The sequence below is a fragment of the Nonomuraea sp. NPDC050790 genome (assembly GCF_044456745.1).
GTDB lineage: Bacteria > Actinomycetota > Actinomycetes > Streptosporangiales > Streptosporangiaceae > Nonomuraea.
The window spans coordinates 289,179-304,986 of sequence record NZ_JBITGF010000001.1; the positions used below are offsets into that span (position 1 = coordinate 289,179).

At 72.3% G+C, this 15,808-nt stretch carries 15 protein-coding genes; 10 read left to right on the forward strand and 5 right to left on the reverse strand.

Annotation, left to right across the window (positions count from 1 at the left end; translation table 11 throughout):
• Positions 1-72: 72 nt before the first annotated feature.
• The 3 genes from ACIBEJ_RS01430 to ACIBEJ_RS01440 form a co-directional block, all read right to left on the reverse strand.
• Positions 73-1,059, reverse strand: a complete 987-nt coding sequence (locus tag ACIBEJ_RS01430; protein WP_397180588.1) for a zinc-binding alcohol dehydrogenase family protein — start codon at positions 1,057-1,059, stop codon at positions 73-75.
• On the reverse strand, positions 1,035-1,817 hold the full coding sequence (locus ACIBEJ_RS01435; RefSeq protein WP_397180589.1) for an aminotransferase class IV: 783 nt from the start codon (positions 1,815-1,817) through the stop codon (positions 1,035-1,037). Before ACIBEJ_RS01435 ends, ACIBEJ_RS01430 begins: the two co-directional genes overlap by 25 nt.
• 180 nt (positions 1,818-1,997) lie before the next feature.
• Positions 1,998-3,194, reverse strand: coding sequence for a M20 family metallopeptidase (locus ACIBEJ_RS01440; protein WP_397180590.1), 1,197 nt, complete (start codon positions 3,192-3,194; stop codon positions 1,998-2,000).
• A 61-nt stretch (positions 3,195-3,255) separates the two neighbouring features.
• Here ACIBEJ_RS01440 and ACIBEJ_RS01445 point away from each other — a divergent pair, with 61 nt between their 5' ends.
• The 5 genes from ACIBEJ_RS01445 (at position 3,256) to ACIBEJ_RS01465 (ending at position 8,595) form a co-directional block, all read left to right on the forward strand.
• Positions 3,256-4,035 carry an HAD-IIA family hydrolase gene (locus ACIBEJ_RS01445; RefSeq protein ID WP_397180591.1) on the forward strand — a complete coding sequence of 260 codons (780 nt, stop codon included), beginning with the start codon at positions 3,256-3,258 and terminating at the stop codon, positions 4,033-4,035.
• A 15-nt stretch (positions 4,036-4,050) separates the two neighbouring features.
• Positions 4,051-4,716, forward strand: a complete 666-nt coding sequence (locus ACIBEJ_RS01450; RefSeq protein ID WP_397180592.1) for a hypothetical protein — start codon at positions 4,051-4,053, stop codon at positions 4,714-4,716.
• Between the two features lie 85 nt (positions 4,717-4,801).
• Positions 4,802-5,731: an acyl-ACP desaturase gene (locus tag ACIBEJ_RS01455; protein ID WP_397180593.1), complete on the forward strand. Its 930-nt coding sequence runs from the start codon at positions 4,802-4,804 to the stop codon at positions 5,729-5,731.
• A gap of 8 nt (positions 5,732-5,739) precedes the next feature.
• Positions 5,740-7,695 carry an ABC1 kinase family protein gene (locus tag ACIBEJ_RS01460; protein ID WP_397180594.1) on the forward strand — a complete coding sequence of 652 codons (1,956 nt, stop codon included), beginning with the start codon at positions 5,740-5,742 and terminating at the stop codon, positions 7,693-7,695.
• A 93-nt stretch (positions 7,696-7,788) separates the two neighbouring features.
• Positions 7,789-8,595 carry an SMP-30/gluconolactonase/LRE family protein gene (locus ACIBEJ_RS01465; protein WP_397180595.1) on the forward strand — a complete coding sequence of 269 codons (807 nt, stop codon included), beginning with the start codon at positions 7,789-7,791 and terminating at the stop codon, positions 8,593-8,595.
• Between the two features lie 43 nt (positions 8,596-8,638).
• Here ACIBEJ_RS01465 and arfB read toward each other — a convergent pair whose 3' ends face one another.
• Positions 8,639-9,046, reverse strand: coding sequence for an alternative ribosome rescue aminoacyl-tRNA hydrolase ArfB (arfB, locus tag ACIBEJ_RS01470; RefSeq protein ID WP_397180596.1), 408 nt, complete (start codon positions 9,044-9,046; stop codon positions 8,639-8,641).
• Between the two features lie 133 nt (positions 9,047-9,179).
• Here arfB and ACIBEJ_RS01475 point away from each other — a divergent pair, with 133 nt between their 5' ends.
• From ACIBEJ_RS01475 to ACIBEJ_RS01485, 3 genes are all read left to right on the forward strand, one after another.
• Complete coding sequence (locus ACIBEJ_RS01475) at positions 9,180-9,956, forward strand: hypothetical protein (RefSeq protein ID WP_397180597.1); 777 nt, start codon at positions 9,180-9,182, stop codon at positions 9,954-9,956.
• 64 nt (positions 9,957-10,020) lie between these two features.
• Positions 10,021-10,407, forward strand: coding sequence for a hypothetical protein (locus ACIBEJ_RS01480; protein ID WP_397180598.1), 387 nt, complete (start codon positions 10,021-10,023; stop codon positions 10,405-10,407).
• The gene (locus tag ACIBEJ_RS01485; RefSeq protein ID WP_397180599.1) at positions 10,404-13,862 is read left to right on the forward strand and encodes an NB-ARC domain-containing protein; all 3,459 of its coding nucleotides are present in this window, start codon (positions 10,404-10,406) and stop codon (positions 13,860-13,862) included. Before ACIBEJ_RS01480 ends, ACIBEJ_RS01485 begins: the two co-directional genes overlap by 4 nt.
• Positions 13,863-13,977: 115 nt before the next feature.
• Here ACIBEJ_RS01485 and ACIBEJ_RS01490 read toward each other — a convergent pair whose 3' ends face one another.
• Positions 13,978-14,226 (reverse strand): helix-turn-helix domain-containing protein, encoded by a 249-nt coding sequence (locus tag ACIBEJ_RS01490; protein ID WP_397180600.1) that lies wholly within the window; start codon positions 14,224-14,226, stop codon positions 13,978-13,980.
• 138 nt (positions 14,227-14,364) lie between these two features.
• Between ACIBEJ_RS01490 and ACIBEJ_RS01495 the strand changes: the two genes are divergently transcribed.
• Together ACIBEJ_RS01495 and ACIBEJ_RS01500 are read left to right on the forward strand one after the other, a co-directional pair.
• Complete coding sequence (locus tag ACIBEJ_RS01495; protein WP_397180601.1) at positions 14,365-15,180, forward strand: hypothetical protein; 816 nt, start codon at positions 14,365-14,367, stop codon at positions 15,178-15,180.
• Entirely contained in the window at positions 15,177-15,767 is a 591-nt protein-coding gene (locus tag ACIBEJ_RS01500; RefSeq protein WP_397180602.1) for an HAD family hydrolase, read from the forward strand. The genes ACIBEJ_RS01495 and ACIBEJ_RS01500 overlap by 4 nt, the downstream gene beginning before the upstream one ends.
• Positions 15,768-15,808: the final 41 nt, after the last annotated feature.

The window sequence follows — 15,808 nt, forward strand, 5'->3', positions numbered from 1 at the left end:
TCAATAATCTCCAGAGGTTGTGAGGTTAATGTAACTTTCCTTCATGGACCCCTTGGATGGCGCTTGGCTCCATCACCCGATGATAAGGACCGCTGCGCCGTTGACCTGCCCGTTTGCCAGATCCATGAGCGCCTGGGCGGCTTCTTCGAAGGTGTAGGCGGTGGTTTTCACGTGTGGCGGGTGCTGACCGGCCAGGCGCAGGTAGGAGCGTCCGTCCTGCCGCGTGTTGGCGGTTACGCTGCGTAGCACCCGCTCCTGGAACAGGTGGCGTTCGTAGTTCAGGGCGGGGATGTCGCTCAGGTGGATGCCCGCCACGGCCAGCGTGCCGCCGCGCTCGAGCGCCTCCAGCGCGGGCGGCACGAGGTCGCCCACCGGGGCGAACAGGATCGCCGCGTCCAGCGGCTCCGGCGGCGCGTGCCCGTCCGCGGAGGCCGCCCCCAGCTCCAGCGCGAGCCGCCTGGCCGCCGGGGACCTGGTCACGACGTGGACCGTGTGGCCGAGCGCGATCGCGGCCTGGGCGGTCAGATGCGCGGAGGCGCCGAAGCCGTAGACGCCCAGCCTGCCGCCGGACTCCGGCAGGCCCGCCTGGGTCAGCGCCCGGTAGCCGACGATGCCCGCGCACAGCAGCGGCGCCAGCCGCTCCGCCGGGACGTCGCCGGGCAGGGGGTAGACGTAGTCGGCCCTGGCCACCAGGTACTCGGCGTACCCGCCGTCGGCGTCCCACCCGGTGTAGGCGGAGTCCGGGCACAGGTTCTCCGCGCCGCGCAGGCAGAATCGGCACCGTCCGCACGTGCTGCGCAGCCAGGCCACCCCGACCCGCCCGCCGCCGCGCACGCGCCCCACCACCTGATGGCCGGGCGTGGTGCGCGGCCGCCGCGGCGCCAGGTCCCCTTCCGCCAGGTGCAGGTCGGTACGGCAGACCGCGCACGCCTCCACCCTGACCAGCACCTCACCCGGCCCCGGCACCGGAATCGGACGCTCCTCCAGCACCAGCGGCCGCCCCGGGGTGTCGACCACCCAGGCGCGCATCGTCCCTACAGGCGGGGTATCGGATCCCATGGCGTGTCCTCATAGACGGCGAGGATGGGGGAGAGTGCCTCCGGCTCGGCGGGCAGCACCAGCTCGTCCACCCGGCCGACGGGGCTGAGGCCCCAGGAGTTCGCGAGGAAGACCGCGGCGAAGCCGGTCAGGTCGGCGGGCTTCAGCGCGCGCACGGCCTGCGGGATCCCGGCCAGGGGCAGCCGCCGGCGCAGCAGCCGCATCGTGATGCCCTCCAGCATCGGCGCCTGCGGCCAGACCACGCGCGTGCCGTCGAAACAGCCGAGGTTGGTGATCGTGCCCTCGGAGATCGTCCCGTCGTCGGCGACGAGCAGCGCGTCGTCGAACCCCTCGGCCACGGCCCTGCGGCCCAAATGCATCGAGGGGAAGCCGCCGCCGTGCTTGATGTGCGGCAGGAACCGCTGGTACGCCACCGTCATCAGCCGCTGCGGCACGGACGGCGCGTCGACCGGCGCCCCGGTGGTGACGATGACGTGCAGGCCGCCGGTCAGCACCACGTTCACCCGGACGGAGGCGTCGTGCAGGTCGTCCCCGAGCGCCGCCGCGATCGACTCCACGACCAGGTCCCGGTCGACGGGCAGCCCGTAGAGCTCGTCGGTGGCCTGGTCGAGGCGGTCCAGGTGGAGGTCGAGGCCGCGTACCGCGTGGTTTCTGACCTGCATGGCGGTGAAGTGCCCGCCACGCGCCGCGACCCCGAGCCCCACGTCGGCACCGGTGGCCGCCCTGCCGTCCACCACCGCACGCTCCACAGCGATCACCCTCCCACGATAGGCCCCGTCCAAGGGGTGGAGCAGCGCGGCCCGGCCAAGGGGCGGGGCCTTGGCCGGTTGACGTGCCCGTGACGGCGGGGACCACGTCCGGCGTGAGAAGCGATCCCCACGATCGGCGCCGGCCCGCGTCGGCGGGTGGCGTGGGGGTGGCGGAGCCGTAACGGATGGTTACAGGGCGGCGAGCCGGTCGTGGGCGAGGGCGGCGTACAGGGCGGCGCCGTCGGGGAGGACGGCGTCGTCGAAGGCCGCCTCGGGAGAGTGGTTGTAGGGCGCGCTGGCCGGATCCCGGTCCGCCGGGCAGGCGCCCAGGAACACGAACGCGCCGGGAACCTGCTCCAGCACGTACGAGAAGTCCTCCGAGCCCATCACCGGCTGCGGCGAGACGAAGAACCGTCCCGGCCCGAACAGCTCCTCCACCGTGCGCCCCGCGAACTCCGCCTCCGAGGCGTCGTTGACCGTGACGGGGTAGCCCATCCCGAACCCCGCCTCGACCGACAGCCCGTTCGCCGCGGCGATGCCCTCGACCACCTCGATCACCCGCCGCTTGACCAGCGCCCGGTTCTCCTTGCTGAAGGTCCGGATGGTGGCCTGGAAGTGCGCGTCGTCCGGGATGACGTTGTCGACCGTGCCGGCGTGGAAGCTGCCGACGGTGATGACGACCGGGTCGAAGACGTCGAACTGCCGCGTCACCAGCGTCTGCAGCGCGGTCACCATCTCGCACGCGGCCGGGATCGGGTCGAGCGCCCGGTGCGGCGAGGAGCCGTGCCCGCCGCGGCCCTTCACGGTGACGAGGAAGGTGTCGGCCGCCGCCATGAGCGGCCCCGGCCGGCTGGCGAACAGCGACGGCGGCAGCATCGCCGACACGACGTGCATGCCGTACGCGGCCGCGACCCGCTGTCCCGCCGCGTCGAGCACGCCCTCGTCGATCATGTACTTGGCGCCCTCGTAGCCCTCCTCGCCGGGCTGGAACATGAAGACCACGTCCCCGGCCAGTTCCGTGCGCCGGGCGGCCAGCAGGTGGGCGGCGCCGGCCAGCATCGCGGTGTGCAGGTCGTGGCCGCAGGCGTGCATCTGGCCGTCGTTCTGCGAGATGTAGGGCAGGTCGTTGCGCTCGGCGACCGGCAGCGCGTCCATGTCGCCGCGCAGCAGTACGGCCGGGCCCGGCCGGCCCCCGCGCAGCACGGCGGTGACGGAGCTCAGCGACGACCCGGTCGTGATCTCCAGCGGCAGGCCGTCGAGCGCGGCCAGGACCTTCTCCTGCGTGCGGGGCAGGGTGAGGCCGATCTCGGGCGTGGTGTGCAGCGAGTGACGGAGCCGGACGAGCTCGTCCCGCATGTCCTGGGCGGATTCCGTGAACGACGACATGTCGTCATTCTTCACATCCCAGTTGCCGTGTCGATAAGCGGGGCTCGCTACGATTGTCCACGTGACTGAGCGTAAGCGCATCGACTCCTGGTTGTCCGACATGGACGGCGTTCTCGTGCACGAGGGGCTGCCGGTGCCGGGCGCCGACGAGTTCATCAAACGGCTGGCCGAGTCGGGCAAGCCGTTCAGGGTGCTCACGAACAACTCGATCTACACCCCGCGCGACCTCTCGGTACGGCTGCGCGCCGCCGGCCTGGACGTGCCGCCCGAGTCGATCTGGACCTCGGCTCTGGCCACCGCCCAGTTCCTGCACGACCAGCGGCCGGGCGGCTCCGCGTACGTCATCGGCGAGGCCGGGCTGACCACCGCGCTGCACGAGGTCGGCTACATCCTGACCGACCTCGACCCCGACTACGTGGTGCTCGGCGAGACCCGCACGTACAGCTTCACCCAGATAACGCGCGCCATCCGCCTCATCGAGGCCGGCGCCCGCTTCATCGCCACCAACCCCGACCCGGTCGGCCCGTCCAACGAGGGCTCGCTGCCCGCCTGCGGCGCGGTCGCCGCGCTGATCACCAAGGCCACCGGCCTCGAACCGTACTTCGTCGGCAAGCCCAACCCGCGCATGATGCGCAGCGCGCTCAACGAGATCGAGGGCCACAGCGAGACGACCGCGATGATAGGCGATCGGATGGACACCGACGTCGTCTGCGGCATGGAGGCCGGGCTCTACACGATCCTCGTGCTGACCGGCGTGACCCAGCGCGAGCAGGTGGACCGTTATCCGTACCGGCCGTCGCTGGTGGTGGAGTCGGTCGCCGACCTCATCGACCTGATCTGACATGGGCTGACAGGTATGGCTGCGAGGCTGGACGTCATGACCCGCATCTACCTGGAAAGCGGCCTGAAGAAGGTCTTCGCCTGCTCGTTCGACTGGCCCGGCTGGTGCCGTAGCGGCCGGTCGGAGGAGCAGGCGATCGAGAACCTCCTGCGGTACGCGCCCCGCTACGCCGTCGTGGCCGCCCGAGCGGACCTGGCCTTCGAGCCCGGCGGGCCGGACGGGCCCGGCGACGTGGAGGTGGCCGAGCGGCTGAAGGGCGGCGCCACCACCGACTTCGGGGCGCCGGAGAAGGAGCCGGAGGCCGACCACGCCCCGGTCGGCGCCGACACGGCCGCCCGCGACGTCGCGCTCATGCGCGCGGCCTGGCGACTGTTCGACGAGACGGTGGAGATCTCGCCCGAGGAACTGCGCAAGGGCCCGCGCGGCGGGGGCCGGGACCGCACGAAGATGGCCGGCCACGTCACCGAGGCCGAGCGCAGCTACGCCCGCCAGGTCGGCGTGCGCCACCCGCCCTACAAGTCGGCCGCCGACCGTGACGCGCTGCGCGACGAACTCGCCGCCGTGCTCGGCCGGCCGTGGCAGGGACCCTGGGACCACAAGTGGACACCCCGCTACGCCGTACGCAGGATCACGTGGCACGTGCTCGACCATCTGTGGGAAATGGAGGACCGCTCGACCTGATCCTTGTGGGTTTCGCACACAAAAGGCGGTTTTGCCCATCGGGTAGCCTAACCTACGGTGCCGTAACTTCAAGGAGACGATCTTTATGGCGATGACTCAGACGGAACTGCTGCACGCGCTGGAGCCCGTGGTCGCGGGCGAGCTCGACCGCCATCTGAAGGTGGCCAAAGAGTGGTTCCCGCACGAGTACGTTCCCTGGAGTCAGGGCCGCGACTTCGACGGCATCTACGAGGGCGAGGCGTGGCAGGAGGGCGATTCCAAGATCCCCGAGTCGGCGCGCGTGTCGCTGATCGTGAACCTCCTCACCGAGGACAACCTCCCCAGCTACCACCACGAGATCGCCACCACGTTCGGCCGCGACGGCGCGTGGGGCACGTGGGTGCACCGCTGGACCGCCGAGGAGGACAAGCACGGCACCGCGATCCGCGACTACCTGACCGTCACCCGCGCCGTCGACCCGGTGGCGCTGGAGCGGGCCAGGATGATCCACATGGAGCAGGGCTTCCAGACCGAGTACGGCACCATGCTCCAGCAGTTGGCCTACGTCTCCTTCCAGGAGCTGGCCACCCGCATCTCCCACCGCAACACCGGCAGGGCCACCGGTGACGAGGGCTGCGAACGGCTGCTGGCCAGGATCGCCGCCGACGAGAACCTGCACATGCTCTTCTACCGCAACCTGCTCAAGGCCGCCTTCGAGCTGGACCCCAACCAGACCATGCGGGCCGTCACCGACGTGGTCACCACGTTCCAGATGCCCGGCTCGGGCATCCAGGGCTTCGCCCGCAAGGCGATGATCATCGCCAACGAGGGCATCTACGACCTGCGCCTGCACCTGGACGACGTGCTCATGCCGGTGCTGCGCCAGTGGTCGGTCTTCGACCAGACCGGCCTGGACGCCGACGGCGAGAAGGCCCGTGAGGAACTGGTGCAGTTCCTGGAGAAGACCGAGGTGACGGCGGCGCGCTTCGTCGCCCGCCGGGAGGAGCGCAGGGCCAGGGCCGCCGGCATGGGATGATCTCCGGCATGGACGTCCAGACCGTGTCTTTCTTCTCGTTCACTGTCCTGATCATGGTGTTGATCGTGGCCAGGCTGGCGCAACGACTGCTGGGCGTCCACTTCGGCGGGGTACGCGTGTTCCTGGCCGCGGTGATCGGCTTCGCGCTGTCGGGGCCGATCTTCGCGCCGATCCTCGCCGGCTTCCAGGGCGTCGGGCAGGACCCGGGCTTCGGCGCCGTCTGGGTCATGGTCATGCTCGGCATGCTGGCCGTGCTCATCCCGATGGTCATCCTGGTGATGGCCGAGGCGCTGGTGCCGCCCGGCTCCATCCCCGGCCCCATCGAGGTGATCAAGGGCCTGCGCGGCCGGATCTCCCGCGGCCGCCGCTACTCCCAGATCACCCGCATCGCGATCAGGCACGGCCTCGGCCCCTACCTGCGCGGCCGGGGCGAGCGCCTGGACGACCGTTCAGGCAAGGTACGGCTGGCCCGCTCGCTGCGCGAGGCGCTCGACGACGGCGGCGTCACCTTTGTCAAGCTCGGCCAGGTGCTCTCGACCAGGCGCGACCTGCTGCCGCCCGAGTTCGTCGAGGAGCTCGGGCGGCTCCAGGACCAGGTGGCGCCGCTGCCGTGGGAGCGCGTCGAGCCCGTGCTCGCCGCCGAGCTCGGCGGGCCCGTCGACGAGGTGTTCGCCGCCTTCGACCGGGTCCCGCTGGCCGCCGCCTCCATCGCCCAGGCGTACACCGCCCGCCTGCACACCGGCGAGGAGGTCGTGGTCAAGGTCCAGCGCCCGGGGATCGGCGCCGTCGTGGCCAAGGACCTCGACATCGTCCGCAGGCTGGCCGCCACCCTGGAGACGCGCACGAAGTGGGGCCGCTCGCTCGGCGTGCGCGACCTGGCCGAGGGCTTCGCGGTCGCGATCCGCGAGGAGCTCGACTTCCGCATCGAGGCGGCCAACATGGCCGCCGTCGCCGCCACCCCGAGCGAGCAGGTCACCTACCCGGCGCCGTTCACCCGGATGTGCACCGACCGGGTGCTGGTCATGCAGCGGCTGAACGGCCGGCCGCTGGCGGGCGTACCGGGGGAGAGCGCGCGGCTGGCCCGCGACCTGCTCGACACGCTGCTGCGCCAGATCCTGCTGGAGGGCGTCTTCCACGCCGACCCGCACCCCGGCAACATCATGGTCCTGGAGGACGGCAGCCTCGGCCTGCTCGACTTCGGCTCGGTCGGCCGCCTGGACGCCTCGGTCCGCGCCGCCCTGCAACGCTTCCTGCTGGCGCTCAACCGCCAGGACCCGCTCGGCGTGACCGACGCGCTGCTGGAGGTGGTGCCGCGCCCCGAGGACGTCGACGAGGCGGGCTTGGAGCGCGCGCTCGGCCAGTTCATGGCCCGCCACCTCGGGCCCGGCATGGACAGCGCCGCCATGTTCACCGACCTGTTCAGGATCGTCTCGGAGTACGGGCTGTCGATCCCGCCCGAGGTCGCCGCCGTCTTCCGCGCGCTGGCCACGCTTGAGGGCACGCTGGTACGGCTGGCGCCCGGCTTCAACCTCATCACCGAGGCCCGCGCGTTCGCCGGTCGTTACCTGGCCGAGCAGTTGTCCGGCACGACCCTGAAGGAGGCCGTGACCCAGGAGGTCACGGCCCTGCTGCCCATGGTGCGGCGGCTGCCGCGCCGGATCGAGCGCATCGCCAGCGCGGCCGAGCACGGGCGCTTCTCGGTCAACGTCCGGCTCTTCGCCGACGAGCGGGACCGGCGCTACCTCACCGGCCTGCTGCACCAGATCCTGCTGACCGTGCTGGGGGCGACGGCGGGGATCATGGCCGTCTTCCTGCTCGGCACCGAGGGCGGGCCGGTCTCGGTCGCGGCCCTGAACCTGACCCTGTTCGACCTGCTCGGGTACAACCTGCTGGTCATCGCCGCGATCCTGGTGCTGAGGGTGCTGGTGCTGATCTTCCGGCGGCGCGAGGACACGCCTTCCTGAAATAGTTCCGGAAAGTTTTGCCGGTCATGTCGAGAACGTCGCCCCGGCTTCTACGTCCCTGATGAGAAGACACCTCACATCAAGGAGTAAGCCATGGAGACTCTCATCGGCGGCGGCGCGTTCTTCGAGTGCCCGCGCTGGCACGACGGGCGGCTGTGGGTGTCGGACTTCTGGCGGCGCCACGTGCTGGCGGTCGGCATGGACGGCGCCGCCGAGGTGGTGGCCGAGGTCCCCGGCTCGCCGTCCGGGCTGGGCCGGCTGCCCGACGGAAGCCTGCTGGTCGTCTCGATGATGGACCGCAAGCTGCTGCGGGTCGCCGACGGGCGGACGAGCGTGCACGCCGACCTGTCCGCGCTGACCGAACTGCCGGTGAACGACCTGGTCACCGACGCGGCGGGCCGTGCCTACCTGGGGACGTGCGACTTCAGCGGGGCGCCGGCGAAGCTTTACCGGGCCGACCCGGACGGCGGCGTCCACGAGGCGGCCGACGGCATGGCCTTCCCCAACGGCCCCGCCCTCACCCCCGACGGGCGCACGCTCATCGTCGCCGAGTCCTACGCCAACCGGCTGACCGCCTTCGACCTCGCCCCCGACGGCGCCCTGGTGAACCGCCGCGTGTGGGCGGAACTGGGCACGGCCAACCCCGACGGCATCGCGCTGGACGCCGAGGGCGCGGTGTGGGTGGCGGACGCGGGCGGCAACCGGGCGATCCGGGTGCGGGAGGGCGGCGAGATCACCCAGGAGATCAGCACCGGCGACGACGGCGTCTTCGCCTGCGCGCTCGGCGGGCCCGACGGGCACACCCTGTTCCTGTGCACCGCCCCCACCTACGACCCCGGGGAGGCCGCCCGCATCCTGAAGGCGGAGATCCGCACCATCCGGGTGGACGTCCCCGCCTGACCCTCGACCACGCCGGGCCCGCACCTCGCGGCGCAGGCAGGGTCTACACGTCGCGGCGCAGGCGCTTCACGTCGGAGCGGGCCTTCTTGGTGGCCAGGCGGCGCTCGACCGAGCCCCGGGTGGGCTTGGTCGGGCGGCGGCGCTTGGGCGGCGGCGCGATCGCCTCGCGCAGCCGCTGCGCCAGACGCTGGCAGGCAGCCTCGCGGTTGCGCAGTTGCGAGCGGTGCTCGGAGGCCGCGATGGTGATCATGGCAGCGCCCAGCCGGGCCAGCGCGCGCTCCTTCAGCGCGGGCGGCAGCGCGGTCGTGGCGGCAAGGTCGAAGACGAGCTCCACGCGGCTGTCGGTGGTGTTCACGCCCTGGCCGCCCGGTCCCGACGAACGGGAGAAACGCCAGACGAGCTCGGCGTCGGGGATGACGACCGAGTCGTTGACGACCAGCGGGGCGGGCATCGGGATCTCCTTCGGTGGGTGCCGTCATACGGTATCTGCCCGCTATCTCCCACCGGCAACGGATTTTCCGGATGTGCCGATCAGCGCGCGCGTGTGACTATGAGGGGAACGCTCTGCGGGAGAGGCGGATTCCATGGACGACCCGGCCGTGCGCATTGGCCTGACGGTGGTGCTGGCCGTGGTCTCCGCGACGGCGTTCCTGCTGCTGCGCTGCCAGGGAAAGGGCCGCCCCTTCGGACCCGAGGGCCGCTGGCTGGCGGTCTCGATCGTGCTGCTGACCGGGCTCGTCTCGGCGGGCGTCGCGCTCCTGTTCGGCGCGATGCTCGACGACAACCTCGCCACGCTGCTCGGCGCGGTCGCCCCCAGCGGGTTATGGCTCAGCCAGGTACGCGCCCACGAGGAGGGACGCCGATCCCTGGCCAAGGAGGCGGCCACGTTCTGGCTGGTGTCGTTGCTGGCCAGGCTCGACCAGGCGATGGCCGAGGACCAGCGCGTCTGGTGCGAGCGCAGGATCGACGACGAGTGGAGCACCTATGAGCTGAGCATGGCCGCCAACCGCTACCACGAGCGCATCGGCGAACGCCTCACCCCCGACGAACGGCGCCGCGAACGCATCCACGCCCGCCTGGACGCCATCGACAGAAAACTCGACGTGGCCGCGCTGATCGAGGACGGCGCCCCGCGATCCAAGGTCGTCACCGCCCTGGGCGGCTCCCGCCACACCCGCCTGGCCCGCTACGACCGCTACCTCAACGACCTGTCCCGCCTGCGCGGCATCCTGCGCCACGACGCCGAGAGCGAGCTGCTGCGCCTGCTGTCGTCGGCCTATCGCGCCGGTTACCGTTCACTACCCCGCTACACCCCGCCCTCGCGTCTTGCCGCCGCCGAGCCCGTGCGCCCTCATCCGTAGCGGGAACGACTGCCGCGCGTGAGCGTGAGGTGACACGATGGCCGCATCTACCAGAGGAGGCGGGATGGATCCGGTCACCTTGGTCGTGACAGCGCTGGCCGCCGGCGCGGCGCTGGGACTGAAGGACACCGCGTCCGTGGCGGTCAAGGACGCGTACGAGGCGCTGAAGGGGCTGGCCAGGCGGCGGCTCGGCGAGCGGCCCGACGGCGAGCTCGCACTCGACCGCCACGAACGGGCCCCGGACACCTGGCGCGCACCCCTGCTGGCCGAGCTGGCCGCCGCCGGAGCCGAGGGCGACGGCGAACTGGTCGCGGCGGCGCGGGCGCTGCTGGAGCTGGCGGGCGAGGACGGCGCGCGGGCGTACGCGGTCGACGCGCGCGGCTCCCAGGGCGTGCAGGTGGGTGACCACAACCAGCAGGCCAACGTGTTCCACGCCCCGCAGAAGCCATGAGCACGCGCCGGGACCGGGTGGACGCGCACGCCGCCCAAGGCGTCCAGATCGGCGACGGCAACCAGCAGGTCAACACGTTCCTGGTCGTGCCGAGGCCGCCGGACCCGCCGCCGCCCTTCACCGCGCCCGGCCTGCCGCGCCACTTCGTGCCACGGCCCGCGGAGCTCGACGGCGTCGTGCGCCGCCTGCTCGGCGGGGCCGTCGTGGTCGTGCACGGCGGCGGCGGTTTCGGCAAGTCCACGCTGGCGGCGGCCGCCTGCCACGACCCCCGCGTGCGCGAGGCGTTCCGCGACGGCGTCCTTTGGCTGCGCTTCGGCCAGAACACCACGCGCGAGGGCGCGGTCGCGCTGTTACACGACCAGATCCGGCTGCTCGCCCCGCACACCCACGCGGCCAACGACCTCGGCGCCGCCTCGGCGCAACTGCGGTCCCTGCTCGCCGGCCGCGCCGTGCTGCTCGTGCTCGACGACGTCTGGTCGGCCGGGCTGCTGCCGTACTTCCTGTTCACCAGTACGGCCTGCCTGGTCACCACGCGGCTGGACGCGGTCCTGGGCAGGGCGGCGGGCCGCCCGGTGCCGGTCGGGGAACTGACCTCGCGGCAGGCCGCAGAACTCCTCATGAGGTGGCAGCCCGAGCCGCCCGACGCCGCCGCCGCGGCCCTGCTGGCGGGCCTGGCCAGGCGGCTGGGGGAGTGGCCGCTCATGCTGGAGCTCGTCGGCGCGGAACTGCGCTCGCTGGTGACCGCGGGCCGCAAGCTCGCCGACGCCGTGGCGCACGTGGAGCGCCGCCTCGCGCTCGACGTCGGTTACCTCGACCGGCCGGGCGAGGAGGACCGCAACGCGGCCATCTCCTCGTCGCTGGACGCGAGCGTGGCGCTGCTGCGGTCCGAGCACCGGGACCGCTTCGCCGAGCTGGCCGTCTTCCCGGCGGGCGCGGAGATCCCGTTCGGCACGATCTGGCGGCTGTGGCGGGCGACGGCGGGTTACGACGCGCTGGCCGCCGAGGACGCCGTGGAGGAGATGTACCGGCTGGCGCTGTTCACCCGCTACGACGTCGAGCGCCGCCTGCTGCGGCTGCACGACGTGGTCCAGCGGCTGCTCGTGCGCAGGGCCGGGGACGAGCTGGCGCTCCTGCACCGGCGGCTCCTGGAGTCGTGGGGCGACCCGCGCCGCCCGCCCGACGCCTACGCCTGGACCTACCTCATCCACCACCTGGGCCAGCTCGGCAGGGCCGAGGACATCAGGCGGCTGCTGTCCGACTTCGACTGGTTGTACCGCAGGCTCCAGGCGACACCGGCCGCCGGCCTCATCGCCGACTACGCCGAGCACTGCCCGGAGCGCGACGGCGAGTTCATCACCGCCGCGCTGCGCATGGCCGGGCCCGCGCTGTCGGACCCCGCGCAGCTCGCCGCCCAGCTCGTGGGCCGGCTGGCCGGCGTGCCACCCGGCCTGCCGATGGTCGAGCGGCTGCTGGAGCAGGCCCGCGACTACGAGAGCGCGCCGTCGCTGCTGCCCCAGCGGGTTCATCTCCTGCCGGCCGACCGCGGCGTGCACACCAGGGTGCACGTGGGCTCGCCGATCCTGTCCGCGGCGCTCACCGAGGACGGCGCCCACCTGCTGACCGGGCAGAACGACGGCACGATCGGGGTCTGGGACTGGCGCCGCCACGAGCGCGTCGCCCTCCTTTCCTGCGGGGTGGGACAGCCGTGGTCGATGTCCGTCCAGGGCGAGCTGGTGGCCGTCGGCGGCGCGCACGGCTCGCTGCCCGACCAGCGGCCGGCCGCGCCCCTGCAGATCTGGAACTGGCGCACCGGCGAGCACGTCCGCGACCTGGGCGGGGACGTGCCGGGCGTGGAGGAGGGGTACGTCACGCACGTGTGCGGCACGCTCGCCGCCCTCACGACCGGCAGATCGGACAACCGGATCGAGCTCTTCGACTGGATCAGGCACACGCGCCGGACGCTCGACGCCGACACCGACTCCTGCGGGAGCCGGCCGGACGAGGTCTTTCTGGCTCCGCCGTACCTGCTGCACCATGCCGCGTCCGCGCGGTACACCTACGTCTACGACCTGCGGGCAGGGGAGTGGCTCGGCGGCACGAACGGGCAGGTCGGCGTCCGGGCGATCCCGTTCGTGGTGGGGGAGGCGCTGTGCCTGGCGGCGCGGTGGGTGGAGGTCCCCGACGTACCCGGTCTGCTGTTCCGGCGGGGGGCGGAGGCGGCGCGGCAGGGTGGGCGGGCGCGGTCGGCGGACGCGGCCTGTGACGTCTGGGGCTATGCGGGGGTCGTGGCGGCGGTCGCCCGCGACGGGGCCCGCACGCTCGTCGGCGGCGACGTCGTGGAGGTCTACGACCGGCTCGACCAGCCGCCCGTCGGCTGTCTCGAAGGCCACTCCGACCTGGTGACCAGCATCCACCCGGCGGGCGAGGCGCTGCTCACCACCTCCCACGACGGCACGATCAGGATCTGGGACCGGCGCCGCCCGCAGGCGCCGCCCGCCGACGATCGTTTCCACCGGCCCGCGATCACGGCGCTCGTCGCGCAGGGCGAGTCGGTGTTCGCCGGGACGCTGTCGGGCGCGGTCGAGGAGTGGGACTGGCGCTCGGCCACCCTGCGCGACAGCGTCGAGGCCGGCCGGGCGGTGCGCGCCCTGGCCGCCAACGACCGGTGGCTCGTCTACAGCACCTTCGACCACCCGAAGCACAGCGAGTTCGTCGTCAGGGACCGGCGGCGGTGGACGGACCCGGCGGCGGTCGCACCCGTGCGCGGCGGCGCGTCGGCCCGCGCGGCGATCCTGGAGGCCCACCAGGCCGTGGTACGCGCGCGGCTGTGCGGCGACTCCTGCGCCGTGGTCGTGCGGCCCTACTACACCCCGGCCAACTCCCTCGGCGCCGCGCCGTCCACCGGCAACTGGGTCTGCGTGGCCGACCTGTCGTCCGACACGGCCGAGCTCGTGGTGGGCGAGTGGGTCACCGCCGTCGACCTGACCCGCGACATGGTCGTGGCGGGCACCGCCGAGGGGCAGATCCACCTCTGGACCAGGGGCGGCGCGCCGGTGTGGGGGTTCCCCGCGCACGAGGGGGCCGTGCTCGACCTGCGCGTCAGCGGGGAGTGGCTGTTCACCAGCGGGGCCGACCGCATGGTCAGGAGCTGGCAGTTGCGTACGGGCCTGCCGCGCCGCGCGTTCGGCCCCTTCTCGGGGCCGGTCACCGGGCTGCACGTGCGTGGCCGCCTGCTCGTCACGGCGGCGGAGGACCAGTGCGTCACGGTCTTCGACCGCTACGACGCGCGCGAGCTGGCCCGCTTCGACGACGACGTGGCGGTGAGCAGGGCGGTGCTCCTGGGCGACGACCCGGCCACGGTCGTGGCGGGAGGGATGTCCGGGTTCCTGCACGTCCTGCGCGCCAACGGGCCGCTGCGCACACTGCTCGGAGCGATCCCCGCGGCGGGCGCTTAAGGCCGGGACGACCCCCGCGGCGGGCGCTTAAGGCCGGGATGACCCCCCGCGGCGGGCGCCTGCGGTCGGGGTGATCGCAGCGGCGGGCGGCTGGGGCGGGCTCCGCGGCGGGTGGCTACGTGTGGCGGTCTTCGGCGTCGGACAGGGTGAAGTCGAGGCTGGCGCCGAGGGCCGTGACGACGGAGCCGAGCGTGCGCAGGGTGAGGTTCTCGTCGCCGGACAGGATCTGGCTGACGCGGCCCGCGGACACGCCCATGGAGGCGGCCAGGTCGGCGCGAGTGATCTTGTGTTCGCGCATGTACCAGGTGATCTCGTCCACGACCTCCTGGGCGAGCGGCGACGTGTCCTCGCGTCTGCTGGCCATCTCGGGCTCACTCTCTGCCGACTGACTCCACTTTAGCTCTACCTAAACCTTTAGGCAACCCTAAAGGTGGTTAATCCAACTGCAAGCCGGATATGCCACGATCTTGCCGACATCAACGGGGCCGAGTGGGGAGGCGCTGTGACGGCGATCGTCGGCGTGCACGGGATCGGCAAGTACAAGTACTACCTGGAGGCCGGCAACGACGTCGCCCGCGCGGCCGCCGCGATGCGCGTCAAGTGGGACAACTACCTCCACGCCTCGCTCGGGGGCGAGGCGCGCGCGTACTTCACGGAGGTCGCCTACTTCGCGCACCTGCTCAACGACCCGCGCCCGCAGGGGGCCCGCGAGGCCGAGCAGATGCGAGCCCGCGAGCAGATGGTCCTGGCCGCCTGGGCCAAGGAACTGGGCGTCGGCGAGCATCTCACCGGGGCGCTCAAGACGTTCGCCGGCTGGCTCCTGGAGCGGCTCGACGGGCGGGCGGCGGCCTTCGCCAAGCTGTTCTGCCCCGAGGTGGCCACCTACCTCGCCGACCCGGGGCGGCGCGAGAAGGTCCGCGGGGTCGTGGCCGCGACCCTGCGCCGCCACCGGCCCAGGGTGGTGGTCGCCCACTCGCTCGGCAGCGTCGTCACCTACGAGACGCTGTGGGCAAACCCGGACATCGAGGTGGACCTGCTCATCACGCTCGGCAGCCCGCTCGGGATGCGCAACGTGATCTTCGAGAAGCTGCTGCCCGCCCCGATCGACGGCCGGGGCGAGCGCCCGCGCGGTGTCGGCCGCTGGGTGAACATCGCCGACAAGGACGACATCGCCGCCATCCCTCCCGAGCTGCGCGAGAGTTTCGCCGGCGTCGACGAGGAACAACTGGTCAACCTCGACTGGATCGACTTCCACACCGCGGGCAAGTACCTCGGCTGCGGCGCCCTCAATCCGCACCTGCGACCCTATCTGGCATGACCTGGATAGTTTTCGACTACGGCGAAGTCCTGTCCCTGCCGCAGCCCGCGGCCGACGTCGAGGCCATGGTGCGCGCCGCGGGCGCGGAACCCGCGGCGTTCGAGCGCGGCTACTGGGCGCACCGGCTGGAGTTCGACCGGGGCGCGCTGAGCGACCATCAGTACTGGTCGAAGGTGCTGGATCGCGAGGTGGACGGCGAGGAGGCCGCGCGGCTGGTCGCGCTCGACGTGGTGAGCTGGACACACCCCCAGGACGGTACGGTGGCCCTCCTGCGCGAACTCCTCGACCGGGGCCGCGACGTCGCGCTGCTGTCCAACGCCCCCATCTCCATGGCCGACGGCCTGGACCGGCTGCCGTGGATCGCCGGGATCGGCCGCCGCTTCTACAGCGGCCGGCTCGGGCTGGTGAAACCGGACCGGGAGATCTTCGAGCTGATGGCCCGCGAGCTGGACGTGCCGCCCCAGGAGATCGTCTTCATCGACGACCGGCAGCTCAACGTGGCCGGCGCCGCGCGGGCGGGCCTGACCGGCCTGCACTTCCGCGACCCGATGACGCTGCGCGAGGAGCTCGGCGCGTTTCTGAGCTGACACCTCGCGGCCTCCTGGACTCCCAAATAATGTGGGCGGCC

Coding starts and splice junctions, on each gene's coding strand:
- ACIBEJ_RS01430 (WP_397180588.1), bottom strand. CDS start 1,059: ATGGGATCCGATACCCCGCCTGTAGGGACGATGCGCGCCTGGGTGGTC.
- ACIBEJ_RS01440 (WP_397180590.1), bottom strand. CDS start 3,194: ATGTCGTCGTTCACGGAATCCGCCCAGGACATGCGGGACGAGCTCGTC.
- ACIBEJ_RS01450 (WP_397180592.1), top strand. CDS start 4,051: ATGGCTGCGAGGCTGGACGTCATGACCCGCATCTACCTGGAAAGCGGC.
- ACIBEJ_RS01455 (WP_397180593.1), top strand. CDS start 4,802: ATGGCGATGACTCAGACGGAACTGCTGCACGCGCTGGAGCCCGTGGTC.
- ACIBEJ_RS01460 (WP_397180594.1), top strand. CDS start 5,740: ATGGACGTCCAGACCGTGTCTTTCTTCTCGTTCACTGTCCTGATCATG.
- ACIBEJ_RS01465 (WP_397180595.1), top strand. CDS start 7,789: ATGGAGACTCTCATCGGCGGCGGCGCGTTCTTCGAGTGCCCGCGCTGG.
- arfB (WP_397180596.1), bottom strand. CDS start 9,046: ATGCCCGCCCCGCTGGTCGTCAACGACTCGGTCGTCATCCCCGACGCC.
- ACIBEJ_RS01475 (WP_397180597.1), top strand. CDS start 9,180: ATGGACGACCCGGCCGTGCGCATTGGCCTGACGGTGGTGCTGGCCGTG.
- ACIBEJ_RS01480 (WP_397180598.1), top strand. CDS start 10,021: ATGGATCCGGTCACCTTGGTCGTGACAGCGCTGGCCGCCGGCGCGGCG.
- ACIBEJ_RS01485 (WP_397180599.1), top strand. CDS start 10,404: ATGAGCACGCGCCGGGACCGGGTGGACGCGCACGCCGCCCAAGGCGTC.
- ACIBEJ_RS01490 (WP_397180600.1), bottom strand. CDS start 14,226: ATGGCCAGCAGACGCGAGGACACGTCGCCGCTCGCCCAGGAGGTCGTG.
- ACIBEJ_RS01500 (WP_397180602.1), top strand. CDS start 15,177: ATGACCTGGATAGTTTTCGACTACGGCGAAGTCCTGTCCCTGCCGCAG.